We start from the raw sequence: 24819 nt of genomic DNA, 5'->3' as shown, positions 1-24819 counted from the left end.
AGGAGTTAAGCGATTCGGGCCTGTAAGGTTTGAAGATTAAATACCCCAAAAGCTAAGACAGACTAAAAGCTTCTTCCTCCACCCGCTCAATTTGATCAACGTACTCCCGCGCTATTTCCCACTTTAATATTTCGAAGGTTCTGTCGCGGTTACAAAGTAACAACTGAAATCCGTTTCTGTCTTCCAAAAACAGTAACCTCCCCTGCCCTAGTAAATACGTCAATTGGTTATCTACGATTTGAGTAGAAATAAGCATCTTTCTATTTTCACGTTTCACAAAGACTTTTGCTGAAAACAAAAATCCTGCGTATTCGAAATTCATTAAATACTTTTTCATTGTTGGCACGATTTACCCTAAAGTATTTATCGAACGAAAAAAGTGCTGGTAAAGTATCCGTAGATCTTAAAAATTTTTAGCCTTCAATAAAAAACCCGGCTATTGTTATGGCCGGGTGAGATCTTGCTAATTGCTTTTTAGCGTTACATAGGTTGCATATGGCAAGGCTTTCCTTTTTGAGGTCCGCCACCTTCTTCTACTCTTTTACAAGCAGGAGGAAGTTTTTTATAACTGTCAGGTTCTGCTTTAATATCGTCTGCATCAAAGCCTGCGTTTGCAAAAGCTGTCTGAATATAATTGAGATTAACCCGGTCAGGCCAGTATTGCACACGCGTCGTACCGCTTAATAAATTGATTTGTGTTTTTATAATGCCGCTTTCGGTCTGTGCGATTTCGCGGGCCATATAGTCTTCTAATCTTTTTTTACACTCCCAACATCTAAGGTTAGGGGTTTTGATAGTGGCCCATTCCGGCTTGCGGTTTTGAGCGAAAGTTGCAGCACAAAATCCAACAAGGATCAGGGCTAAAAGGAAGAGTTTTTTCATACTATATTTTTAATTTTTCTGTTTGACAGTTCAGATGAAGGGACGTGACCAGCTGTAAGACTTGGATTTAATTCAAAAGATTAAACTCCCTTCCAATTAGCCGGATCTTTCCGCCATTGCAATAATAAAGTTTCTGCACCTGATTCTATTTTACCCTTTTCTAAACCGATGTTAATTAGCGTAGCGTAATCAGTCAAAGACTGGTACTCGACCTTCGCATCTTTAAAATTTTTGTCTGCTGCGTCAAACCCATACGAAAAGATTGAAACCATTCCCACAATGTCTACGCCTGCATTTCGCAACACATCAACCACCTGCAAACTACTTTTACCTGTTGATATTAAGTCCTCAACGACAACGGTTTTTTGACCTGTTTCAAAAGCGCCCTCAATCTGGTTACCCAAGCCATGCTCTTTAGGTTTAGGTCGCACATAGATGAAAGGCAATTTTAATTGATCTGCAGCCATTGCGCCCCATGCTATTCCGGCGGTAGCTACACCAGCTATCAAATCAGCGTCAGGATACTTCTCAAATATAACGTTGCACATCTCACTTTTAATATACTCCCTGATGTATGGGAAAGACAAAATTTTCCGGTTGTCGCAATAGATCGGGCTTTTCCAACCGCTTGCCCAGGTATAAGGTTCATGAGGCCTCAGTTGCACAGCCCCGGTTTGTAATAACTTTTCAGCTACGCCATTTTTATTAGTCATCGCACGAAGTTAGTGCGAAAGCCGATTGAGATAGTATGGCTAACTATAAAGCAGGTTGTTGTTTCTTTGCTTAAAAAATTGATATGGCAGTTAAGATTGTAGCCGGTGGCGGAATTGTAAGCAATGACAAAAACGAAGTCTTGTTTCAACTTAGAAGAGGCAAATGGGATTTACCAAAAGGCAAACTGGAAGAAGGTGAAAAAATAGAAGACTGTGCGGTGCGGGAAGTTGAAGAAGAAACAGGCTTGAAAAATATTCAGCTAGGAGAACTGGTGGGAGTAACAACGCATTACTATAAAGAAAAAGGCAAAGACATTGAAAAAGAAACTCATTGGTTTGCGATGAAAGTTTCAGGTAGTCAGCAACTGGTTCCGCAACTGGAAGAAGATATTACTGAATTGAAATGGGTTGCTGAAAAAGACGCCAGTAATTATCTGAACAATAGTTTTAAAAATATCGAAGAGATTCTGCAAAAGTATTACGACAAGCAGAAACAACAGCGATAGAGGTTTAAACTAAAAACGGGCATTTTACCAAAAAACGAAATAGGTCACTTTTTACTTCAAAGTAGTTATTTTGATACCGGCTTTAGCTCTATTTTCTAGCATCGTTGTGTCACACTCTTATACTATTTTTCCTTTATTCAGCTTCCTCAAATAACAACCCTTATCCTAACAAGTAAGGCAAGTAAGCAGCTGAAGAAAGTTTAATAGAAGTACAATAGATAAACGGAGCGTCGCAACAATGACAAACCGGAGTAACGAGGTCGGTCAAAAAAAAGGTTACCGACTTGTTTGCGAAATAACACTTGGTAGCTCAAGTTCAAAACATACACATATACTAGCTAGCTCGAACAAATAAATGGTAGTCGGGAACCTTCACTTACGCCTCCTGCCCTATCCACACTGCCCCTCCAATGCTGCTACGGCTAGCGCCGGTTACAGTATCAAGCACATTGTATTCTTCGCGCCATCTCAACACGCCGATTAACGCCATAACTAGAGCCTCTTTATAGTTAACCAGCATCGCTCCAGGTACGACAACGTCTATATTAAAAGCCTCCAAAGTCTTTGTAAGACGTTGCACAAGAAAAGTATTAAAAGCACCTCCACCTGTAACCAATAGTTTATTGGAAGGTCCGGCAGCGTCATTGCCTAGCTTTTGTATCGCGTAACCGATCTGCATCACTACGTGCTCCACATACGTTCTTAACTTGTCGGCATTGGAAATTTCGAACCCGTTTACAAGCGGAAAAACTTCATCGGTACCAAAAGCGTTTGCAAGAGATTTGGGATAAGGAAGCGAATAATAATTCAACGCATTTAGCCTTGTTAATAAAGGAGTATAGACCTTTCCTGATGCAGCCATTGCCCCACCTTCATCAAATTCTTTTCCTTCAGTTTTTGCCAGCATATTAAGTATTCTGTTGGCCGCACAAATGTCAAATGCAATGTAGCCGTCTGGACTTTTATAGGACAAATTTGCAATTCCGCCAAGATTTAAACAGTAAGCATAGTCAGCCAGTAAGAGCTTCTCGCCAATCGGAACTATTGGTGCACCTTGTCCACCAAAAGCCACATCCATTGCACGCAAATCGCTTACTACATTTATCTGGGTTGTAGCCGCAATTGCCGCCCCGTCCCCTAACTGGGCCGTCATTCCATTTGCAGGAGAATGAAACGTTGTATGACCATGAGATGCGATCAGCTGAACTTTGTGATGCAGATCAAACTGATCGATAAATGCATTCACCTGTTCACCAATATACTTGCCATACAAAGTGTGCAACAAGAGATAATCGTATGCTGAAAGTTGTGTAGCATTTTGTAGTTTATGAAACCATTCTGCGGGGTAAGGATGGCAACTTGCTGCTTTAATTTCGTAGCCCCATTTTCTAGCTGTTTCTTCGAATTCAACAAAAGCAATATCTAACCCATCAAGTGAAGAACCACTCATAATTCCGATAACTCTATAAAACATTTGTATCTAAGATTTTAACAGGCGAATGACAGATTTGCTGTAATTTCCACGCCGCAATCTACAATTGAAATCTGCAATTCTATTATGGTAATTAATTTAAGCGAACAGCATAGTTTGGTCAGTAATTGGGTAGGTGAATTAAGAAGCACTGAGATCCAAACTGACCGCATGCGTTTCAGACGGAACCTGGAAAGAATAGCAGAAGTAGCTGCATACGAAATAAGCCAGCAGCTAGAATGGGAAGAAGTTGAAATTCAAACTCCCCTTGGAATTGCCAACTGCAAAAGGTTAAAAGAACAACCGGTACTTGCCACAATCCTACGAGCAGGATTACCTATGCATACAGGTATGCTTAATTATTTTGACCGTGCTGACAACGCTTTTATTTCAGCCTATCGTAAGCATAAGCACGACGGCAGTTACGAGATTAACCTCGAGTACATGAGTTGCCCGCCTTTGGAAGGAAGGATTGTGATCATCAGCGACCCTATGCTTGCCACTGGTTCTTCGCTCGTTAAGACCATACAGTTCATGAAAAACGACGGCGCCCCTGCACAAATACATATTGTTGCAGCGATTGCCTGTACTGTTGGAATTGAATATGTACAAATGGAGGAGCCAGATGCAACGATCTGGTGCGGTGAAATAGACGACGAACTAACCGCAAAAGGCTATATCGTCCCCGGCCTTGGCGATGCGGGCGATCTTGCATTTGGTACAAAAATGCAAATGTAGTTGCAGGAAAATGTCGAGCTAAAGCAACATGTTGTATATTAGATATGTCTATTAAAACAGTTAACCACCATTAATGCCAAAAGTTTTTCTAGTATTATTTTTTCTTTGCTTGCTGCACAAGGTGGAGGCTCAGGACCCTCACTTCTCCCAGTTTTTTGCATCCCCTCTAACGTTGAACCCTGCCCTCACAGGAAAGTTTGATGGCGACTTGCGCGTCACGGGAAATTACAGAAACCAATGGCCTACCATAAATCGCGCATTCACTACAACAACCGTTTCCGCTGACATGCCCATTTTGCGCAATCGCATTTCTTCCACAGACACATGGGGAGTTGGCATTATGGGTTTTTCTGATCAAAGTGCTAACAGTGCGCTCAAGTTTAATTACTTGTCAGTATCAACAGCCTTTCATAAAGGTTTGGATGAGGACGGATTTTCTCAAATCGGAGCCGGCTTTCAGGCAACGTACAGCAATATGCTGCTGAATGTTGCGGATCTTAAATTTGAAGACCAGCTAACGCCCTTTGGTTTTACCGGTACAACTTCTGAAGTTTTTAATAGCTCCACTCTTAAAAATAATTATTTCGATCTAAATGCCGGAGTCCTTTACAGCGGCAGTACCACTGATAAAAATAATTTCTACGCAGGCATTTCAATGTACCATATAACCAGGCCAAAGCAACACTTTACAGGGACTTTCTTCTTGCTAAATCCACGCACTACGTTTCATGGCGGTGGATATTTTCCGGTCGGTAACAATGGTACAATTCACTTGAGTGCATTGTATAGTATTCAGGCAGGGGCAGCTGAAACTGTGTTTGGAGGTGCGTACGAAGTTCCTTTTGCAGAAGGCGACAAACCAACAAGTATTTACTTCGGTGGATGGGCAAGATTAAACGATGCCTTAATTCCTTATATCGGTCTCGAGTTTAGCAATTTTCGTTTGGGCGCTACTTACGATGTGAATACATCTTCTTTGAAAGCAGCCTCGCAGTCTAGAGGCGGTATAGAAATTTCTCTTATTTATATCAAAAAGACTCCGGGTTCCCACGGGCTTCCTTGTCCAAAATTTTAAAAGCTTTCTGAACTTAGTTTTTACTACTGGATTAGCTTAAGCTAAAATAGATTTTTTGATTTCCGTTCCAACGGTTGCTTTTCATAGCAGCATCGTTGTGTCACTCCCTTCAGATGCAAACCTATTTGGTACATGCGGGCTAAAATCAAAGAAGGCTGCCTTTTTTAGACAGCCTTCTTTGAAGCTATTTGACACAGATTCTTATTTATTTCAATTTCATGTCGGCTATAATAGCTTTTATTTTATCATCCATTTGCTTTTCTGTTTCATCAAACTTCTCAGCACTTTCGAGCTTTGTTTTTACACTGAAGTAAAATTTGATCTTAGGTTCAGTGCCGCTGGGGCGAGCAGATATTTTCGAACCATCTTCTAAAATAAACTGAAGCACGTTACTCTTCGGCAATTCTATATCCCAGACATTTCCACCTTGCAGATTTTTTCCAACTTGGGTTTGATAGTCCAGCAATTGCACTACCGGAGAGCCATTAATGGTAGCCGGAGGATTGTCTCTAAAACCTTGCATCATCTCAGCAATCTCTTCAGCTCCACGCATCCCTTTTTTAGTTATTGAAATAAGTCCCTCCTTATAATAGCCATATTGCACATACAGATCAATCAATTTCTCAAACAGGCTTTGTCCCTGGTTCTTCTGGTAAGCTGCCATTTCACACAGTATGGCGACGGCAGAAATTGCATCTTTATCCCTGATCTTATCTCCTATCATCAGGCCATAACTTTCTTCTCCCCCAATTATGTAATTCTCCTTGCCCAACTTTTCTGTAATCAATTCCGCGATCCATTTGAAACCGGTCAGTACATTATAACATGTTACGCCACTTGCAGCAGCGATATCATCAATCAAATTTGTAGTAACGATGGTTTTAATAACCATATCGTTCGGTTGTGCAATTCCTTTGACTTTCCTTGCTTCTATCATGTAGTTAAAGGCGAGCACAGCGGTTTGGTTTCCGTTCATTAAAACCCATTCACCTTTGGTATTTTTTATTGCAATCCCTACACGATCGCTATCTGGATCGGTGCCTAATAAAATGTCTGCATCGATCTCCTTCGCTTTTTTGAGCCCAATGCTCATCGCCTCACTTTCCTCGGGGTTTGGATAAACAACGGTGGGAAAGTTGCCATCTGGTGTTGCCTGTTCTTCAACGATCGTAACGTTGGTAAAGCCGAAGCGTTCGAGCACTTGTGGCATCAACGTAATGCCGGTACCGTGTATCGGGGTATAAACGATTTTAAGGTCTTTTTGCTTTTCAATCACATCAGGATAAATGCTGAGGCTTTTTACCATATCAATAAAAGCGTCATCCATTCCCTTACCTAGTATCGAGATATTTTCTTCTCCGCCGGTAAACAACACTTCATCAACGCTGGTAATGGCGTCTACTTCTTTTATTACGTTCTTATCGTGTGGTGGCACGAGCTGTCCACCATCGTTCCAATAAGCTTTATATCCATTATACTCTTTCGGATTATGTGATGCAGTCAAAACAACGCCGGCTTGACAACCAAGATGGCGAATGGTGTAAGACAATTCCGGTGTTGGTCTTAGTGCCTCAAAAAGATAGACTTTAATGCCATTTGCTGCAAAAACATTGGCCGTAGTTTCAGCAAAAAAACGGCTGTTATTGCGACAGTCATGGGCAATTGCAACTTTTATCTCTGCAGTTCCATACACACTTTTCAGGTAGTTAGCAAATCCCTGCGTCGCCATGCCAACAGTATATTTATTCATCCGGTTCGTACCAACTCCCATTATTCCCCGCAGCCCTCCCGTTCCGAATTCGAGGCTTCGATAAAATGACTCAGCAAGTTCGTCAGGAGCAGTCTCCTGCAAATGCCTGATTTCATCTTTCGTCGCCTGGTCATAATTTCCGTTCAACCATACATTTGCTTTTTCTAAAATAGCAGCATCCATATTTTTACGCTTTTAATGAAAGTACATAATTATGATACCAGCTTTACAGCCTTTATTTGCCATCGTTGCGACGCTCCGTTCAACACCAACGCCTTGTTCACAATTTAATCGATTACGCGTCGTTTGAAAGATTCAAGGTTAATTATTCAAACCCGTTTGTACAATAATAACCGATTAATTAAGAGCGCAAGTTTAAGAAAAAATTACTTATTAAAGCGTTCAAAAGTAAAGCCTTATATATTTTTATCACGTACGTTTGAGTTATGAAGACCCGGTTGGCAAGAGGAAGACAAATGTTACCTGCTTATATCTTTCTTATTTTTTTATTTCCCTTTTCTACTTTCGCTCAAGAACTCACGGCTGACAGCAGCGTTGTCATTTCTCAGATTACGCCCTCACTACTTTTCCCAAAATATAATGTAGCTCCAGATTCTTCAAATCCTACTTTAAACAAAAAACGGGTGAAAATGGTAGCTGCGGCAAATATCTTAGGCTATGGAGCAACCATGATCGGACTGTATTCTGACTGGTATAAAAACTACCCGCAAACCAGCTTTCATTTTTTCGACGACAACAATGAGTGGAAGCAGGTTGATAAAGTTGGACATGCGTATAGCGCTTACATTGAAGGTTACGGAAGTATGGAAATGTGGCGTTGGGCCGGAATGTCAAGAAGAAAAAGTGCGTGGATTGGAGGCTTAAGTGCATTAGGCTACCAATCAATTATAGAAACAATGGACGGCTTCAGTTCAGAATGGGGTTGGAGTTGGGGCGATATGGGCTCAAATTTTTTTGGAGTGGGTCTATTAATCGGCCAGGAGCTACAGTGGAATGAACAACGAATTAAATTCAAGTTCTCATTCCATAAGAAGGATTATAGCTCAAGTGATTTAAAAATGCGGGCTAACAGTTTATACGGCAGCGGTTTTAGTCAGCAGTTTATTAAAGATTACAACGGACAAACTTATTGGTTAAGCGCCAATCTTACATCTTTTATGCGTGCTTCAAACTTACCTTCCTGGTTAGGTGTAGCGTTTGGCTATGGTGCAGATGGAATGTTTGGGGCTTTAAGTAATGTTGCACGTGATAAAACAGGTGCTATAACTTTCGATCGACGCGACATCGCGAGGTACAGGCAGTATTACATTTCTCCTGATATAGATCTTACAAAAATCAAGACAAAAAGTAAATTCTTAAAACTAGCATTAGGTGCTCTAAATGCCTTTAAGTTTCCAGCCCCGTCTCTTGAGTATAACTCTAAAGGAAAATTTGTTTTTCATCTCCTTCATTTTTAAACAGAACTTAGTTGTACTTCCGCTCGTTACTTAGCTTCCATTCTTTGCTTCATTGCCTCGTATAAGATCATTCCCGCAGCAACTGATACGTTTAATGACTCAAAATTTCCTTTCATTGGTATTTTGAATTGTTCGTCACAAACTTTCATTAGCGCCGGGTAAATTCCCTTATCCTCGCTTCCCATTACGATTGCTGCAGGTTCTTGTAATTGTACATCAAAAAGATTTTCTTCAGCAGTCATTTCACTGGCGAATACTTTTATGCCATTCATGTGCAATTCGTCAACTGCTTTCATCAAACTGTTTACCCTGCATATCGCTACTTTTTCCAGCGCTCCGGCCGATGTTGCTATGGCATCTTCATTCAAAGCGCCCACTCCTTTCTCGGGTATAATGATGGCATGAACCCCGCAGCACAAAGCGGTTCTTGCAAGTGCCCCAATGTTTCTTACATCTGTAATTCCATCCAGCATTAAAAACAACGGCACTTCACCTTTATCTACGATATAAGAAATCACTTCCTGCAAATCCTGGTATTGCACTTTCGAAATGACAGCGATGCAGCCTTCGTGATTGCTTACATTAAAACCATTTAACTTTTCAACAGGTACTTTATTAATGGGAATTTGCTTGTCGGTTGCGAGCCTTTTAATTTCATCTATAACCTCACCATGAATAGTGCTAACCAGGTAAATTCTTTCCAATTGTTTGCCTTGCTGTATTGCTTCAATTACTTTACTTCTGCCTACAATTAATGTATTCTTTTTTGGTCTTGCCTTCTGGGGCTGGTTTCGAAAATTCATAACGGCAAAGTAAAGACTAAATTAAATATGGCCTGAAAAATAGAAAAGGAAGACAATGATAGTTTGAACCAAACAGCAAGCGTTTTCAGTAAAGAAGAAAGATTTTTTGGGTGATCTTTACAACCCAAATCAGCATCGTTGTGTCACTCCCTTTAACTGATTGTCCATTGTTCAACCAGGAAAACTAGCTACTCAAAATCAAGTATTTGGTATTGCAAAAAATGGCATCAAATGATCAATAGTAATATAAATGTAGAACGGAGCGTCGCAACGATGTTTAATCGCGGCTCTTCTGCTGGAAACAAAAAAACCTCTGTTTTTTAGAACAGAGGTTTGAAGTATTTTATTAGCTTTTTTAAGATAGCTTAAATGCTTGTTTTACCTTTTCAACATGATCTAGTTTTTCCCATGTGAACAGTTCAACTTCTATCGTTTTTATTTCACCAGCGGGTGTTACAAATTGCTTAGTCTTAACTTCCGGCTCACGACCCATATGACCATAAGCTGCGGTTTCACTATAAATAGGTGATCTTAGTTTTAAACGCTGCTCAATAAAGTAAGGACGCATGTCAAAAATTCCTTCAACCAGCTTTGCAATTTCACCATCCGTCATACTAACTTTTGCAGTGCCATAAGTATTTACATAGATGCTGGTTGGTTGAGCAACTCCAATCGCGTAAGACACCTGAACCAGCACTTCACTACAAAGGCCGGCAGAAACAAGGTTTTTAGCAATGTGACGAGTTGCATATGCTGCACTACGGTCAACTTTAGAAGGATCTTTACCACTGAAAGCACCGCCTCCATGAGCACCTTTCCCGCCGTAAGTATCAACAATAATTTTACGCCCGGTTAAGCCTGTATCTCCATGAGGTCCGCCAATAACAAACTTGCCCGTTGGATTAATGTGATATTTAATATCGTTGGTGAAAAGGTGATTATATTTTTGGTATTTACTTTTTACCCTCGGGATCAGAATATTAATAATATCACTTTTAATCTTTGCAAGCATTGTTTCCTCAGGACCGAAATCATCATGTTGAGTGGAAATAACAATTGCATCGATTCTTACCGGTTGATTATTGTCGTCGTACTCTAGCGTAACCTGGCTTTTAGCGTCGGGTCTAAGATAACTGATGATGCCATTTTCTCTTCGCAATACGGCTAATTCGAGTAAAAGTTTGTGAGCTAGATCAAGGGCCAAAGGCATATAAGACTCGGTCTCATTAGTCGCATAGCCAAACATCATCCCCTGGTCACCAGCCCCTTGCTCCTCTTTTACCTGCTTGTCAACCCCCTGATTAATATCTGAAGACTGCTCGTGAATGGCTGATAGAACGCCGCAGCTATTAGCCTCAAACATGTATTCGCTCTTAGTATAGCCTATCTTACGGATTACACCTCGTGCAATTTCCTGCACATCGAGGTAAGCTTTACTTTTTACTTCACCGGCAAGAATGACCTGGCCAGTAGTAACTAAGGTTTCACAAGCAACTTTACTTTGCGGATCGAAAGCCAAAAAATTATCAATTAATGCATCACTGATCTGGTCAGCCACTTTATCAGGATGTCCTTCAGAAACACTTTCCGAGGTAAATAAATAAGGCATAGTTGGTTTAGTATTTTTAAAATGCTGGCAAAGATAAGGTTTGAAACCTTTCACTTATATCCTGGAGTAAACTATCCTTACACGCATTCTCAACTGATTTTGTCTAGTCATTCCTCCGCCTCCGAGGCGCACCCTTCCTTCTGCAAGATTATTTGCTACAGATGGTGTGATGTAAAAAGTAGAAACAGCATTGGGCTGAGGATAAGGTGGAGTATATTGAAGTGAGTCGTTGCTAGGTGCAGATAAACGAAGAGTAAGGCTGCTATCTTTTCGAGATACAATTCCTTGCACATACCTGCTAATGTCAAAATTATATGCCTTAACAATCCCATAGCCAGGCACTTCTCTTTCCATTATAAAACCACCGAAAGTAGAAATGTTGGGTGTTCCAGACAAAACACTAAAATCGTTCGGTATATTAATCTGAACTTTTTTAGTGCTATCATAACTACTTAAAAGCAAGTAGCGAGGCGGTGTCAATACTAAGGCTAAGCTTGTTGCATCAGGTGCTTGGAAAGCTAATAACTCTGCTCTATGCACAAGCACGTTTGGAAATTCCCGGAGCCTTGGGATTTTAATTGTTGCAAAAGTACCGGGCATTGTTTGAATAAAAACAAGACTGTCGTTTCTGGTTGTTGGGCCTGTAGTAAACAGGGCAGATTGAGAACCGGTCCGATCTCTTTTGATGTAATTTGCATTACCTGAAACAGGTATTGCAGTACCGTCGCTAAACCTAAAATAACTTACTGCTGTATCTTTTTTGGCAGCACTAGTATTCTGGAAGGTGTAAAACAGCGCAAGTTTAGTATTGGTATCAGATAAATTTACACGGATAAGAGCATTACCACCGCTACCGGCAGCAGGCATAACCGCAAAACCTTTAAAATTTTCTCTAAAAACAGTATCTTTTGAGTATGCTCCCGTGTTAGCTGTCGAGTCAAACTGCCTTATTAACCTGCTAGCCAAAGTCTGTGAAAGCTTAATACGTATTTGATTATTTGCATTTTCAAAACCGTAGTTCACAGAGTCCTTTAGCCGCGGTATATTTATTGTTTTAGTACCAAGTATGTTGCCGGTAGCAACTGACTTACTAACATTAAATACTGTATCACCTCTTAAAGACTCAGTAAGTTCACGAACCTCCCAGTTTTGAGGTATAGTAGTATCACCAAAAACACCTTTATAACTTAAAATCAATACAGCCGAATCAGCAGTTAAAGTGGATGCATTTGGGAACGAGAATGGGTAGGTCGTAGGTTTCAGCTCAAAAAAAGCCGAAGCCTTTGTTGTTCCAAATAATGGATCGGTGTTTATAATACCAATTACATGATCATCGGTCTTATAAACCTTTGCCGAGTCTCCTAATGGATCAAGATAATTATTGGTAAAAACATCAAGAGTAGTATCTAAAGTAGTGACGCCATCTACTGGTGGAATTAACCCGCTTCCTATGGTTGTAGATTCAATTTTAGTACATGCTGAAATGAAGAAAAAAATAGCAATAGCTATGCTGGAAAGCTTACGCATCTAATTGAAATAGATTATATTAAGGGTTAATTTTACTTCGACGCAAGGTCGTTATACAATTCTAAATACTCTGTTAAATCAGTATCCCACCCTTTGAACGGGATTACCTTTTTACCCTTAACTTTTGAAAATTCATCGACTAGTTTTTTGTCGATATTTTCAGCTCCGAAAGAGATCGCATCAGCATAAGAGGCTGCTCCTTTTTGCAAAGCGTAGTTAGTACCGTCTTTATAATTATCAAGGTCTTTTTCTTTAAGACTGACATGGATAAGCGCTTTTTTAGCAAAATCTGCACTTAGCTTTTCATCAAACGTGTCACTGCCAAGGGTGTAGATAACCTTACTGTGAGCAAAGACAGGTTCTTTTTTATAGACTGTTTTCAGATATAACGGAACCAGGGCAGTCATCCAACCGCTACAATGAATAACGTCCGGTGGCCATCCAAACTTCTTTACCGTTTCAAGAGCCCCTTTACAAAAGAAAATTGTTCTTAAATCATTATCATCGTACCATTTTTCTTCCTCATCATTAAAAACAAATTTCCTCTTAAAAAAATCCTCATTATCAAGGAAGTAAACTTGTAAACGCGCGTTAGGCAAAGAGGCCACTTTAATTTGTAAAGGATAATCGTCGTTATCTACACTTACATTTATTCCCGACAACCGAACAACTTCATGAAGACGATGTCTTCTTTCATTGATTGTTCCAAATCGTGGCATAATGCATCGAACCTCTAAACCTGCGTCATTACTTTTAATTGCCAGTTTGTTAACTATCTCCGCAAATTCCGTCAGCTCTAAATATGGCGACATTTCGTTGGCAATAAATAAAATTCTTTTCTTTGTTGACATTATTCCAATTTGGTTTACTCTTACCCTTTAAAAAAGAGTGTGCAAAACTAATCAATTTTATCTGAATCGCCTGAACAGAGGTTTACTGCGATCGAAAAACGAGTAAATGATCTTATTTAAAGAAGCGGCTGTATTATCGGGTTACTTAAATAAACTTAGAGACGAGGGGCGGTCGATTGGTTTTGTTCCGACTATGGGCGCACTTCATTTGGGTCATACCTCATTGATGGAAAAGTCTAAGAAGCTTTGCGATGTAACAGTAAGCAGCATTTTCGTTAACCCTACCCAATTCAACGATCTCAAAGACTTTAGTAAGTACCCTGTAACAACTAATAGCGATATATTATTGCTTGAAAGTGTAGGGTGCGACATTTTATTTTTACCCTCTGTTACAGAAATATATCCAGGCGATATTCCCACAGCAACGCAGTACGAATTAGGAGCGATAGAGTTTCAGCTTGAAGGCAAGTTTAGACGTGGTCACTTCCAGGGAGTTTGCCAGGTAGTTCATCGCTTACTGGATATAGTGAAGCCGGAAAAACTGATTGTCGGTCAGAAAGATTATCAGCAATGCATTGTTATAAAACGGTTGGTTGAAATATTAAATGTGCCTGTGGAAGTTATAACAGCACCTACTTACCGTGAACCGACAGGGCTTGCAATGAGTAGTCGCAACCTTAGACTGAATGAGACCGAAAAACTGCAGGCTGCAGAAATCTCAAAAATGCTGCTATATATCAAGGAGCATTATAGGATTGGCAATCTTGCTGAGCTTGAAAATTATGCGGCTAATCATTTATTAAAATCAGGGTTTACAAAAGTAGATTATGTATCAATTGCGGATAAAAAAACGTTACAACCTATAAAATCAATCAGCGAAGAGATTAAGCCGGTGGCATTGATTGCCGCATCTATTGGAGATGTTAGATTAATAGATAACATGGTATTAGATGAGTAAACTTTTTTGAATATCCCCGGTATTTTCATTCTTGATGTTTGCCCTATATTGCACACCTAGCCGCCATGAAAAAAAAACTTTTCAACATACTAAAGTACCTCTCGTTCCTTGGTCTCGGGGTTTTTCTTGTATGGTGGAGTCTACATCAAATACCGCCTGAAAAATGGAAGGATTTCCAGTCCGCTTTTTCTACAGCTAATTACTGGCTTATGGTTCCTGTTTTTTTCATTTTGTTGGGAAGCCATATTCTACGAGCTGTACGCTGGAAGATGTTGATTCTGCCTATGGGCTACACACCTTCGTTAGCTAACACCTTTTTTGCCGTAATGATTGGGTATCTGGCAAACTTAGCCGTTCCACGGCTGGGAGAAGTTTTGAAATGCACCATTCTTGCGAAATACGAGCATGTTCCAGCTGAAAAGCTGGTTGGCACCATTGTAGCGGAAAGGGCGTTTGATCTCGTATGTCTTGTGTTGGTATTTTTATTGGCCTTTGCATTGCAATTTCAGGTAATTGGTGACTTTGGAACCAATCTCCTAAAAAAATTATTTATAAGCAAAAGCGGAAGTTTCAATACTTCAAAACTTGTCATTGCAGTATCTATTATTATTGCTGCAATTCTTATTATTAGATTATCGTTCAAAAAATATCCAAACCTCCCTTTGATAATTACAGCAAAAAAAATTGTAAAAGGTGTCTGGCAGGGAATTATTAGCATAAAAGACTTGAAGCAAAAATGGGCCTTTATATTTTCAAGCCTCGGTATCTGGGCAATGTACTTGGCCGGTACATGGATAGGCTTTTCAGCTACAGCCGGAACAGCAGGTTTATCGCTAGAAACCGCAGTATCTGCGCTGGCATTTGCAAGCATCGGAATGATTATCACTCCTGGAGGTATTGGTGCCTATGCTTTCTTCCTTGCGAAAATCTTACAACAACATGAAATTCCTTTTGCGATAGGATTTGCCAACGGAACGCTACAATGGTTTGCACAGTTTCTGATAATTATTTTGGTAGGCTTTATATCCCTTGGTCTTCTGCCCTACTTCAATAAAAAAACAATTAAATATGAAGAAGCCGGAAGTAATTCCAACTAAAATATACACACGCGAAGAACTCGTAAAACAAGTTGCCAGGTGGCGGTTTTTAGGTAAATCAATTTCATTTACAAATGGGTGCTTTGATATTTTACATGCAGGTCATATTTCCTCTTTAAGCGAAGCTGCCAGGGAAGGAGATATTTTAATTGTTGGAGTGAATACGGATGCAAGCACCAAAAGGTTAAAAGGTGATGAGCGGCCAGTAAATAAGGAGTCAAGCAGGGCTTTATTGCTAGCAAGCCTCGCTATTGTCGATGCAGTTACCCTTTTTGATGAGGACACACCTTATGAACTAATTATAGCCTTAATGCCCGATGTAATTGTAAAAGGTGGCGACTACACATTAGATCAAATGATAGGCGCAAAAGAAGTGATTGCAAATGGCGGGCGAGTCGTGATCAATCCCATAGTAGAAGGCTACTCCACTACAGGCATTATAGAAAAAATAAGAAAACTAGGATAATTGCTTTAAACCTTTAAGGGCAATTTTTTGAATTGGAGCAGAATGGAACAAAACCCAACAGAAAATCTTACACCCTTCCGCTATTTTATCCTGAACAAGCCATACAATATGGTTTCTCAATTTATCAGCTCGCACAAGGTAAAATTGCTTGGAGACCTTGAGTTTGACTTTCCAGAAGGAACTCATGCTGTTGGAAGATTAGACATTAACTCTGAAGGCTTATTAATATTAACAACAAACAAGAAAGTAACCCGGTTATTATTTGAAGGTGACATAAAACATACAAGAACTTACCTGGTACTTGTAGAAAACAAGGTGAGTGAAGAAACGCTCGATAATTTAAGAAACGGGGTAACTATAAGAGTAAAGGGTGGTGGAGATTATACAACTACTCCTTGCGAAGTTGACCTGGTAGAAAAGCCTGAAAACCTTTTCGAAGGTGGTTATAAGTTTTCGGAATATAAAGCATATACATGGCTACAGCTGAAGCTTACAGAAGGCAAGTTCAGGCAGGTGAGAAAAATGGTTGCAGCTGTAAGACATCCGTGTAAAAGATTAATAAGAGTTGCTATAGAAGATTTGACTTTGAAAAATTTACAGCCGGGATGCATTCAAGAACTGGAAGAAAACGAGTTCTTTGAACTACTTAACATAGAGAACTTTAAGAATGAGCTGTAGAAGATTCAGCAAGTTCCTTTGTTTTAGCTGGAAACAAACTCGGAGTATGTGTGAATTAAAAAAGCCGCAACGTGTTTTAAACATTGCGGCCTGGTTAGGTTTTGGAACTGAAAAGAGCCTAAGCAATTAGCCGGGTTATCCGAGACCTTGTCCTAGTAAAATATAGGCCCAGTAGCCTATTACTCCTGCTACAATAATAGCCAGAGTTACCTTTTCAGTTAAATCATGATTGTGTGTAGATTTGTCCATAGTCGAAATAATTATAACAGTGATTAATAAATTACAAAGCCTTCAGGTGGCTTTTCATAGTATGGAGCAGGTAAGGTTACTTATTTGAAGCAGCCCTTCGAGATAAAGACAGTTAATTTCCGCAATAAAGTTAAATCACTTTTTTAATATTCCTGTTTTTTGTTAAAATAATTTGTTAAAATGAGGTGGAATTGCATTTAGAGAATGCTTTTACCCCTTGTCATTCCAGCTAGCTTAATAACCAATTTCAAATTTTTATGGCGAAGCTCAGGAGGACAAAGTTGTAAAACTTCGCTCTTTTTGAGTTATTCATTTATACTTTTCCAGGTTGAATTATCGTTTAAATAGAAATATTACGAACGTTATTTCAATAGAAGTTAGATGAAGGCTTTTTTCATTGTGGCTTGCATAAGCACTTTTGTAACACATTCATTTGCCCAAGACAGCAGGATAATTTGGAATGATAAACAACCACTTCAGTGGTTTGATTTTGCTGGTCCTGTTAATGACACCAGCGTTTTTGACGCAGAAAGTTTTGCTGAAGTAAAATTCACTTACACCTTCAAAAGCCCGACCGACTTTTATTTTGATGTCTTCGCAAACTTTCACAAAAATCTTTCGTGGTATAAAAAAGAATACCAGTCCGAAGCTTTATTAAAACATGAACAGCTACATTTTGATATAGCAGGACTATACTCAAAAAGATTAAAGGCAGCGTTTGACAATTATCAGTACTCCAATAATTATAAGAACGAAATCCAGCAGATATTCAACGAAAAGAAAATAGAATATCATTTAATGCAAAAACAATACGACGAAGAAACCAATCATTCACTGAACAAGGAAAGACAAAAGGATTGGGAAAAATACATTCATGAGCAATTGAATGAAACGGGGCTCCAGTTCAATGTGGTAAAAAAATAAAGTTTTAAGAATAGTAACCTTGATATGGCTTGTTCAATGCTACTTACGTGGAAGACAGCTATCAAACCTCTCCAGAAAATGAACTTTTTGCTTTAACAAAAACTTATCTAGCTGCAATAAAATCTGGGTGACTATTTGCTTTTGCAGGAACTGAACGACTGAAAAACTACGTTCACCCTATAAAATGAAAAAGCAAATTTTACTTTTTACAACCATCCTTATTTCAACATTTGCACTCGCCCAGGTAAAGCCTTCTTTCGGGATCAGAGCAGGTGTCACTTCTTCCAGTATGCGCGGTGACGCGGTTAATAATCTTAAGGACATGCTTGACTTTACTAATGGCATGATAACAACTAGCAACAGGCAAGGTTTCTTTGCTGGCGGGTATGCCTCTATACCTGTTAGTGCTACAGTTTCTGTGGAACCTGCCATCTATTATTCTCAAAAAGGATACGAAATGAAAGGCGCGTTAGGCTTGAAAGGTGTTGAGTTTTTAGGCGCCAATGCAAAGGCAAAACTTAATTCTCAGTACATAGATATTCCTGTAGTGGTAAAAGGAAATTTCAACGGGTTTCAAATATTTGCAGGCCCACAACTATCTTATCTTGTTAATGCAAACCTTGCAACTACTGCAGGCGTGTTAGGCTTTAATTTGTTGAACGATAAAATGGATGCAACAAACCAGTTTAATAAGGTAGACTTAGGCCTCACCGGTGGAATTGGATATCAAATAAGTCGCGGTATTAATATAATGGCATCTTATGATTACGGTCTTTCAAAAGCTGATGCAAACAGAAATCTTAACTCTTATAATCAATCCTTTAAAGTTGGTATAGGGATGGGGTTATAGTATCATTTAAAAAGCTCACTTGCTCTAAAAACTGAAGCAAGTGAGCTTTTCCTTTCTAGTTATCTCCATCATCTGGCTCTTATTTCTGCAAAGCCGTTCTTAATTTATTTAAAAGCGTTTCTTCACTCCAGATTCTCTCTCCTTTCAGATCGTTCAAATGGGCAATTATTTCGGATGAAATTTCCTCGTTCATCTGGCTCTTGTATAATCTTATGGCTTGCTCTTTATCTATATTGCAATTGAGTAAACCATCTGTATTGTTTACCAGGCTGACCCCTAAGTCCTCTTCAAGTTTTTTTACATGAAGTTCTAATTGTTGATGCGAAATTCTTTTAGCGTATGGCAAATCTTCATAGAAAAGAACGTCTGTTTTATCATATAACTTCACGGCTGCAGCGCGACAAATTGCATGATCTATATGACTGCCTATGCCTAAGGGACAAAGCAGTAATCCGTCTACCATTTGTTCAAGCAAATTTTTCAACTCTTCTATTAAATCGAGCTCATTTTGCTGGAAAGGTTGCTCTTGAAAAATATAGCCGTTTCTTAGGGGAGCATCAAGAAGATCAAGATTAACGATCTTGATGTTTTCGTTTAATGTTTTATAAAACGCTGCATCTTCAGACTTTCTTAAAAGGCTTACAGCAATTGTCTCTTTATTTTCTACCGGTATTGCAGTCCATTTGGTAACCGTAAAACAATTAATAATTGTGACAGGAATATTATTGTTAGCGCACTTTGAAATTGTAAGCGCTAAACCAAACGCTGCGTCATCGATATGAGGAGAAAGAATATAGAGTTTCAATGGCTCATTCATTTGTTATGGTCACCTTTCTAAATATTTAATTAAAGGAAAAACATAACGATAATTGTTTAAAGGAAGAGAAGCAGGCAGCAACCATGTTGAATAGAATTAATACCGGCACAAGTGAGTGACACAACAATGTTCAACTATAGCTCAACTGCCTGCTTACATAACAAAACTTATTGGGCAACCTTTGCGTTCATCAGTTTCATTGGATTAGCAACTTCATTCTTTTTTGAAATGATGTATGGAGGAACCACCAGGTAATGAATTGCATTGTTAACATAGCAGTTGATTGCATCAGTTAACGTCTCAACCATCGTTTCATTTTTTCCGTTGAAGGAAGTATTTGCGATAATACCAACGCCCGTTTTTTCCTTGAAGTTTTTCATGAGGTTGTAGATAAACTCGTTGTCTTCCTTACTTACTGTTTGTATCCTGGCGCTATGGTCGACGTGCTCGATTGTGGGGAACTTATCTTTATACTTATCCTGTAAAAAGGCAGTAAAAAGCATAAAAGGCGTTCTTCCTTTAAACTTAAAATATTCGCTTACATCTTCCTCCAAAACAAAAGGCGCAATCGGGCGAAACCACTCACGGCCTTTTATAAATGCATTGATCCAAAATTTATTTACTGCATACCTCGTATCGGCAACGATACTCCGATTGCCTAACGCTCTCGGTCCGAATTCGCTATTGCTTTGAAACACACACAAAATTTTACCCCAGTACAAATGGTTGGCGCAAACTTCTATTAGATTTTCGGGCTTTTCTATGGTGAGGTCTGGATAATTTTCAAGCAGTTTTGTTACTTCGTGAATATCCACATCAGGACCCAGGTAATCCAGCCGCCAGTTATATTCGTTCTTAATTTTATAGCACTCAATGGCGCCATATAAAGCACAGCCAACAGAGGAACCCCCATCATGTGGCGCGGGTGGAATAAACAAGTCGTAACCTTGCTCTAATACCTTGGTATTGGCTACACAGTTAAGAGCGCAACCTCCTGCATAAGCAATATTCTTTGTGCCTGTTACTTCGCTTAACCAGTTTGCAATTTCAATCAAAGCCTTCTCAAAAACGTCCTGGCCTTTTGCTGCAAAATCAGCTTTCTCCTGGAAAGTTTTTATCTCTTCTTTATACGCGTATTCTTTGCTCTTAAACATCTCCTGCCATTCATCAGGAATAAACACTTCGCCTTCCTTTACAACCAGGTTGGGCAAGTGCAGTGCATCGAGGTTGCCATATGCCGCCAGCCCCATTACCTTGCCTTCGCTGCCCTCTCCTTCGAACAAACAATTGGTTAGCTTATAGTAAAAGTTTCCTAATCCATGAGGAGCTTCAGGGTTGCGGTCGTGCAGTTGCTTTTTGATACATTTGATTTCACCATTCTCACAATAGTAATAAGAGGCGACCTCAAACAAATTTGCCTTGCCTTCTTTGCCGGGATAATCGTACTTAATATGTTCAACCGGGCTTCCAACACTGTCAATAATCATAACTGCACACTTATCAAAACCGCTTGGAGCGTAACAACTATATAAGTGTGAAAGGTGATGAGAAATCTCGATGATACGAGCATCGGGTTTTAGGTTGAGAACCGTTCTAAGCTCTTCGTGGTATTGTTCTTTTTTTTCAATCTCGGTATCAGCGCTCCAACATTCTACCACAAGGTCGTAGGGTCGGTCAACTGCAGGAATACGATCTTTATACAACTTCATATCCCCTAGTCTGCCCCAGTGATGCTTGCGTTTTGTCAATCGTTCTTTATGAATTGACATAACGTGTTTACCGCCTTCAAATATTGATATAGTTCCATCTTGTGTCCTGTTAATCCCCAGGATAGAAGGTGCGCTCATAAGCAAGAAAAAGTTTAAAATTTGATGTGTAAATACTTTTCATTGTATTATAAAAAATTGTACCACAACAATTTAAATCACTCGTTCTACAACAGAGGTAGGCGTTAGGTGGACCATGGAATAACGAAAGGAATGCTGTAGTTGGGAGCTTTGATATGTAAGGCAACTTATTGTTGAAGTTTCAGTTCAAGTACTTCTTTTGTTGATGGAGTTATTTTAAATCGATCATCTATCCTGTGACCAACAATCCAAACGATTTTCTTATCCATCTCTACCACCCATACATTTTCCTTCTCGGTCTTTGAAAGTTTTTGATCACCGAAAAAGCGGCTCAACTTTTTCTTTTTCTTCATACCTAGGGGGTAGAAATAATCACCTTGTTTCCATTTTCGCAAAAGCAGGGGAAAAACAATTAAACCCTGGTCAACACCAGCAACGGTTTTGTCTGATGGAATTTGAAAACTGCTACTTAGTTTAATTGTTTTTAGCAGCAATTCTCCCCCATTAAAAATTACTTGTTTATCCTTTTCTTCGATTAAAATGTTGGATGCTTCCGTTGTTGCTACGGGAGAAATGATAAGCCATTTACGGTTTTTAATTACCCTGTGAGAAGATGATAAAACATATTTGCCTGTTTCGCTTTCGAGAAGCCGTACAACTTCGGAAACCTGGATAGCCTTAAAACCAAAATCCTTTACAATCTCATAAACTATAGTTGAAACCGCGGGAGTTTTTTGCAGCTTCAAAACAGGAATATGAATTTCATTTGCTTTTACTTCAAGTAGCTTCTTCTTGTGCTGTTCCACTGCCTGTTTGTACAACTCTTCAGCCTCACTAAAACGCTCGATATTCTTCAGCAGGTTGTCTTCAACTTCCGGGTAAATTTCTTTTAGCAATGGAAAAAGATGCTGGCGGAAAAAGTTCCTGGTGTATTTGTCAGTGAGGTTTGAACTGTCTTCAACATACGTTAATTGATTTTGATCAGCATAGTCTAAAAGTTCCTCCTTTTTTGCAAATAGTAGTGGTCTGAAAATCTTTCCTTGTACAGGTAATATGCCATGCAAACCCGCGATACCTGTTCCTTTAAAAAAGTTCATCAATATTGTTTCGATGTTGTCGTTTGCATGATGAGCTGTTACGATGTAGTGAGGCTTATGTTGCGCCTTATACGGAGTGAGTGTTGAGTTGTGAGGAGTGAGTTCTGGTTGTTCGATTGATTGAGCGTTGAAGTTTTCCTGAGCTGCATCTTCTTCTCCATGTAGTATTGACCTAAACCAATCATACCTTAGTTTTCTTGCTGCAACTTGAATGGAGGCTTTATTGTCTGCTGCATACCTTTCGGTTTCAAATTTTTGAACCAAAACTCCTTTACCATATTTTTCGCCAAGGCTTCTTACAAATTGTTCATCTCGTTCACTTTCCGCTCCTCTTAACTGAAAATTGCAGTGGGCTATTAGAAAGTCATATCCTGCCTTGTACATCAATTCACACAGAACAACACTGTCTACTCCCCCACTAACAGCGAGTAATTGTTTTTGCTTGGGCTGAATAAATGGGAATTGCTTAAGGTGCTGAACAAAACTCTCTAACAAATTCATAGATGGTAAAATAAATGAAAAGCCGGCTTAACAGGCCGGCTTTTCTGATTGTAGTAATTAAATAGTTTAATGAATCAACAATTATCCTTTTTTCACTTCTTTGGCCCAGGTGTCTTTCAAGCCCACAGTTCTATTAAAAATCAACTTATCCGAACTACTGTTTTCATCTAAACAAAAATACCCCTTCCTTAAGAACTGGTACGGCGCTCCGGGAACAGCTTCAGCTAAAGCTGGCTCGATAAACACAATTGGTAACACTTGCAGACTATCAGGGTTAATATATTCTTTAAAATCACCTTCTTCATTTGAAGGATTTTCGACCTTAAATAACCGATCGTATAATCTAACTTCTGCAGTCAATGCATTTTGAACACTTACCCAGTGGATAGTTCCTTTTACGTTTATTCCGCTGGTATCGTGCCCACTCCTGCTTTCAGGAATGTATTCGGCGTATACTTCTGTAACGTCACCTGCATCGTCCTTTTTGAAACCGGTGCATTTAACGATGTAAGCATATTTTAATCTAACAGTTAGCCCGACTCCTAAGCGAAAAAACTTTTTAGGAGGCTCTTCCATAAAGTCTTCGCGTTCTATCCACAGCTCTTTTGAGAAAGGAATCGACCGGGTTCCTCCGCCATCCTCTGCTTCAGGGTTATTCTCGCCGATCAACTCCTCAACCTGCCCTTCGGGATAATTTGTGATAACAAGCTTTACCGGGTCAAGTACCGCCATTCGACGTACAGCGTTCCGGTTCAAATCTTCGCGCACGCAAAATTCAAGGAGGCTGAGATCGATTAGGTTCTCCCTTTTTTGCACACCAATCTTATCGCAAAACAGGCGAATGCTTTCAGGCGTGTAACCACGTCTTCTAAAACCGGCTATTGTCGGCATTCTTGGGTCGTTCCAGCCATCGACCATCTTTTCTTCCACCAGTTGTAGCAACTTGCGCTTGCTCATGACAGTGTAAGTCATATTCAACCTCGAAAATTCGTATTGATGACTTGGGAAGATTTCCAGCTTATCTATAAACCAATCATACAACTCGCGGTGTGGAATAAATTCTAACGTACAAATCGAATGAGTCACATGCTCGATACTATCGCTTTGTCCATGAGCAAAATCGTACATCGGGTAAATGCACCAAGCATCGCCCGTTCTATGATGATGCGCATGTTTTATACGATACATCAACGGATCCCGCATGTGCATGTTTGGGCTCGCTAAATCTATCTTAGCCCTAAGCACCTTTGCACCATCAGGAAACTCACCGGCTTTCATTTTTGCAAAAAGATCTAAATTCTCCTCTATGCTTCTGTTACGAAATTCATTTCCTTTTCCAGGTTCTGTAGGTGTTCCTTTTTGCGCAGCTATTTCTTCGGGAGTACTATCATCAACATAAGCAAGTCCTTTTTTAATAAGGTCTACAGCAAATGCATACAGTTGATCAAAATAATCAGAGGCATATAATTCCTGCGACCATTCGAAACCCAACCATTTTACGTCTTCCTTAATACTGTCTACATATTCAACATCTTCTTTTACCGGGTTGGTATCATCAAAGCGGAGGTTAGTTTTGCCGCCATATTTTAAGGCAAGACCGAAATTGAGGCAGATACTTTTTGCATGACCTATGTGCAGGTAACCGTTTGGTTCAGGAGGAAAGCGCGTAACAATGCTCTTATATTTTCCGCTCGCTAAATCTTCTTCAACAATCTCTTCCAGAAAGTTCAGGCTCTTCTCTTCAGTCTTAATTTTTTCTACACTCATTGATACTGTATTGGCTGCGAATTTACGAATTTGACTTTCCATTCAACAAAAACAAAAAGTTACAATTCAGATTGAATATGTGAGGCCTCATCACATACTTGTTATCCGCTCTTCACTTTCGCCTTTTTCTGCAAATCTCTGTGCTATTTTTTTGCATGAAAACGA

The 24819-nt window shown here is 39.5% G+C and carries 23 protein-coding genes; 10 read left to right on the top strand and 13 right to left on the bottom strand.

Annotation, left to right across the window (positions count from 1 at the left end):
- Nucleotides 1-52: 52 nt before the first annotated feature.
- The 3 genes from SAE01_RS02940 to pyrE all read right to left on the bottom strand — a co-directional run bounded on the left by SAE01_RS02940 (nucleotide 53) and on the right by pyrE (nucleotide 1595).
- A complete protein-coding gene (locus SAE01_RS02940; protein WP_147202069.1) occupies nucleotides 53-337 on the bottom strand; it encodes a hypothetical protein in 285 nt (94 codons plus the stop codon).
- A 143-nt stretch (nucleotides 338-480) separates the two neighbouring features.
- Nucleotides 481-882, bottom strand: a complete 402-nt coding sequence (locus SAE01_RS02935; protein ID WP_147202067.1) for a copper chaperone — start codon at nucleotides 880-882, stop codon at nucleotides 481-483.
- 80 nt (nucleotides 883-962) lie between these two features.
- Entirely contained in the window at nucleotides 963-1595 is a 633-nt protein-coding gene (gene pyrE / locus SAE01_RS02930; RefSeq protein WP_147202065.1) for an orotate phosphoribosyltransferase, read from the bottom strand.
- Between the two features lie 83 nt (nucleotides 1596-1678).
- On the opposite strand from pyrE, the gene SAE01_RS02925 reads away from it, so the two are divergent.
- Complete coding sequence (locus SAE01_RS02925) at nucleotides 1679-2101, top strand: NUDIX hydrolase (protein WP_147202063.1); 423 nt, start codon at nucleotides 1679-1681, stop codon at nucleotides 2099-2101.
- Nucleotides 2102-2477: 376 nt separating this feature from the next.
- Here SAE01_RS02925 and SAE01_RS02920 read toward each other — a convergent pair whose 3' ends face one another.
- Nucleotides 2478-3575, bottom strand: a complete 1098-nt coding sequence (locus SAE01_RS02920; protein WP_147202061.1) for an anhydro-N-acetylmuramic acid kinase — start codon at nucleotides 3573-3575, stop codon at nucleotides 2478-2480.
- An 84-nt stretch (nucleotides 3576-3659) separates the two neighbouring features.
- Here SAE01_RS02920 and upp point away from each other — a divergent pair, with 84 nt between their 5' ends.
- The gene (gene upp, locus SAE01_RS02915; protein WP_147202059.1) at nucleotides 3660-4310 is read left to right on the top strand and encodes a uracil phosphoribosyltransferase; all 651 of its coding nucleotides are present in this window, start codon (nucleotides 3660-3662) and stop codon (nucleotides 4308-4310) included.
- A 73-nt stretch (nucleotides 4311-4383) separates the two neighbouring features.
- Complete coding sequence (locus SAE01_RS02910; RefSeq protein ID WP_147202057.1) at nucleotides 4384-5385, top strand: PorP/SprF family type IX secretion system membrane protein; 1002 nt, start codon at nucleotides 4384-4386, stop codon at nucleotides 5383-5385.
- A gap of 205 nt (nucleotides 5386-5590) precedes the next feature.
- Here SAE01_RS02910 and SAE01_RS02905 read toward each other — a convergent pair whose 3' ends face one another.
- Nucleotides 5591-7318: a phospho-sugar mutase gene (locus SAE01_RS02905; RefSeq protein ID WP_147202054.1), complete on the bottom strand. Its 1728-nt coding sequence runs from the start codon at nucleotides 7316-7318 to the stop codon at nucleotides 5591-5593.
- 263 nt (nucleotides 7319-7581) lie between these two features.
- Here SAE01_RS02905 and SAE01_RS02900 point away from each other — a divergent pair, with 263 nt between their 5' ends.
- Nucleotides 7582-8613 carry a DUF2279 domain-containing protein gene (locus tag SAE01_RS02900; RefSeq protein WP_147202052.1) on the top strand — a complete coding sequence of 344 codons (1032 nt, stop codon included), beginning with the start codon at nucleotides 7582-7584 and terminating at the stop codon, nucleotides 8611-8613.
- Between the two features lie 26 nt (nucleotides 8614-8639).
- Here SAE01_RS02900 and rlmB read toward each other — a convergent pair whose 3' ends face one another.
- The 4 genes from rlmB to SAE01_RS02880 all read right to left on the bottom strand — a co-directional run bounded on the left by rlmB (nucleotide 8640) and on the right by SAE01_RS02880 (nucleotide 13403).
- A complete protein-coding gene (gene rlmB / locus SAE01_RS02895) occupies nucleotides 8640-9416 on the bottom strand; it encodes a 23S rRNA (guanosine(2251)-2'-O)-methyltransferase RlmB (RefSeq protein ID WP_147202050.1) in 777 nt (258 codons plus the stop codon).
- Between the two features lie 355 nt (nucleotides 9417-9771).
- Nucleotides 9772-11025, bottom strand: coding sequence for a methionine adenosyltransferase (metK, locus tag SAE01_RS02890; RefSeq protein ID WP_147202049.1), 1254 nt, complete (start codon nucleotides 11023-11025; stop codon nucleotides 9772-9774).
- 54 nt (nucleotides 11026-11079) lie between these two features.
- A complete protein-coding gene (locus tag SAE01_RS02885; protein ID WP_147202047.1) occupies nucleotides 11080-12552 on the bottom strand; it encodes a DUF4270 family protein in 1473 nt (490 codons plus the stop codon).
- A gap of 32 nt (nucleotides 12553-12584) precedes the next feature.
- A complete protein-coding gene (locus SAE01_RS02880; RefSeq protein WP_147202045.1) occupies nucleotides 12585-13403 on the bottom strand; it encodes a glycogen/starch synthase in 819 nt (272 codons plus the stop codon).
- A 106-nt stretch (nucleotides 13404-13509) separates the two neighbouring features.
- On the opposite strand from SAE01_RS02880, the gene panC reads away from it, so the two are divergent.
- The 6 genes from panC (at nucleotide 13510) to SAE01_RS02850 (ending at nucleotide 18625) form a co-directional block, all read left to right on the top strand.
- Nucleotides 13510-14361, top strand: coding sequence for a pantoate--beta-alanine ligase (gene panC / locus SAE01_RS02875; protein WP_147202043.1), 852 nt, complete (start codon nucleotides 13510-13512; stop codon nucleotides 14359-14361).
- A 65-nt stretch (nucleotides 14362-14426) separates the two neighbouring features.
- On the top strand, nucleotides 14427-15458 hold the full coding sequence (locus SAE01_RS02870) for a lysylphosphatidylglycerol synthase transmembrane domain-containing protein (protein ID WP_147202041.1): 1032 nt from the start codon (nucleotides 14427-14429) through the stop codon (nucleotides 15456-15458).
- On the top strand, nucleotides 15430-15924 hold the full coding sequence (gene rfaE2 / locus SAE01_RS02865; RefSeq protein WP_147202039.1) for a D-glycero-beta-D-manno-heptose 1-phosphate adenylyltransferase: 495 nt from the start codon (nucleotides 15430-15432) through the stop codon (nucleotides 15922-15924). The genes SAE01_RS02870 and rfaE2 overlap by 29 nt, the downstream gene beginning before the upstream one ends.
- A 42-nt stretch (nucleotides 15925-15966) precedes the next feature.
- Nucleotides 15967-16602 (top strand): pseudouridine synthase, encoded by a 636-nt coding sequence (locus SAE01_RS02860; RefSeq protein ID WP_147202037.1) that lies wholly within the window; start codon nucleotides 15967-15969, stop codon nucleotides 16600-16602.
- A 630-nt stretch (nucleotides 16603-17232) separates the two neighbouring features.
- On the top strand, nucleotides 17233-17775 hold the full coding sequence (locus SAE01_RS02855) for a DUF922 domain-containing protein (RefSeq protein ID WP_147202034.1): 543 nt from the start codon (nucleotides 17233-17235) through the stop codon (nucleotides 17773-17775).
- A 184-nt stretch (nucleotides 17776-17959) separates the two neighbouring features.
- Entirely contained in the window at nucleotides 17960-18625 is a 666-nt protein-coding gene (locus SAE01_RS02850; protein WP_147202032.1) for a porin family protein, read from the top strand.
- A gap of 79 nt (nucleotides 18626-18704) precedes the next feature.
- On the opposite strand, the gene SAE01_RS02845 is transcribed toward SAE01_RS02850, so the two are convergent.
- The 4 genes from SAE01_RS02845 to SAE01_RS02830 all read right to left on the bottom strand — a co-directional run bounded on the left by SAE01_RS02845 (nucleotide 18705) and on the right by SAE01_RS02830 (nucleotide 24654).
- Nucleotides 18705-19442, bottom strand: a complete 738-nt coding sequence (locus SAE01_RS02845; protein ID WP_147202030.1) for a PIG-L deacetylase family protein — start codon at nucleotides 19440-19442, stop codon at nucleotides 18705-18707.
- A 167-nt stretch (nucleotides 19443-19609) separates the two neighbouring features.
- The gene (locus SAE01_RS02840) at nucleotides 19610-21289 is read right to left on the bottom strand and encodes a carbamoyltransferase C-terminal domain-containing protein (protein ID WP_147202028.1); all 1680 of its coding nucleotides are present in this window, start codon (nucleotides 21287-21289) and stop codon (nucleotides 19610-19612) included.
- 167 nt (nucleotides 21290-21456) lie between these two features.
- Nucleotides 21457-22887: a tRNA lysidine(34) synthetase TilS gene (tilS, locus tag SAE01_RS02835; RefSeq protein ID WP_147202026.1), complete on the bottom strand. Its 1431-nt coding sequence runs from the start codon at nucleotides 22885-22887 to the stop codon at nucleotides 21457-21459.
- A gap of 81 nt (nucleotides 22888-22968) precedes the next feature.
- Nucleotides 22969-24654 carry a glutamine--tRNA ligase/YqeY domain fusion protein gene (locus SAE01_RS02830; protein ID WP_147202024.1) on the bottom strand — a complete coding sequence of 562 codons (1686 nt, stop codon included), beginning with the start codon at nucleotides 24652-24654 and terminating at the stop codon, nucleotides 22969-22971.
- Nucleotides 24655-24819: the final 165 nt, after the last annotated feature.

It is taken from the genome of Segetibacter aerophilus, from assembly GCF_007991655.1.
GTDB classification, from domain to species: Bacteria; Bacteroidota; Bacteroidia; order Chitinophagales; family Chitinophagaceae; genus Segetibacter; species Segetibacter aerophilus.
Note: the sequence above shows the minus strand (reverse complement) of the source record. Positions and strands in the feature narration are given on the sequence as shown.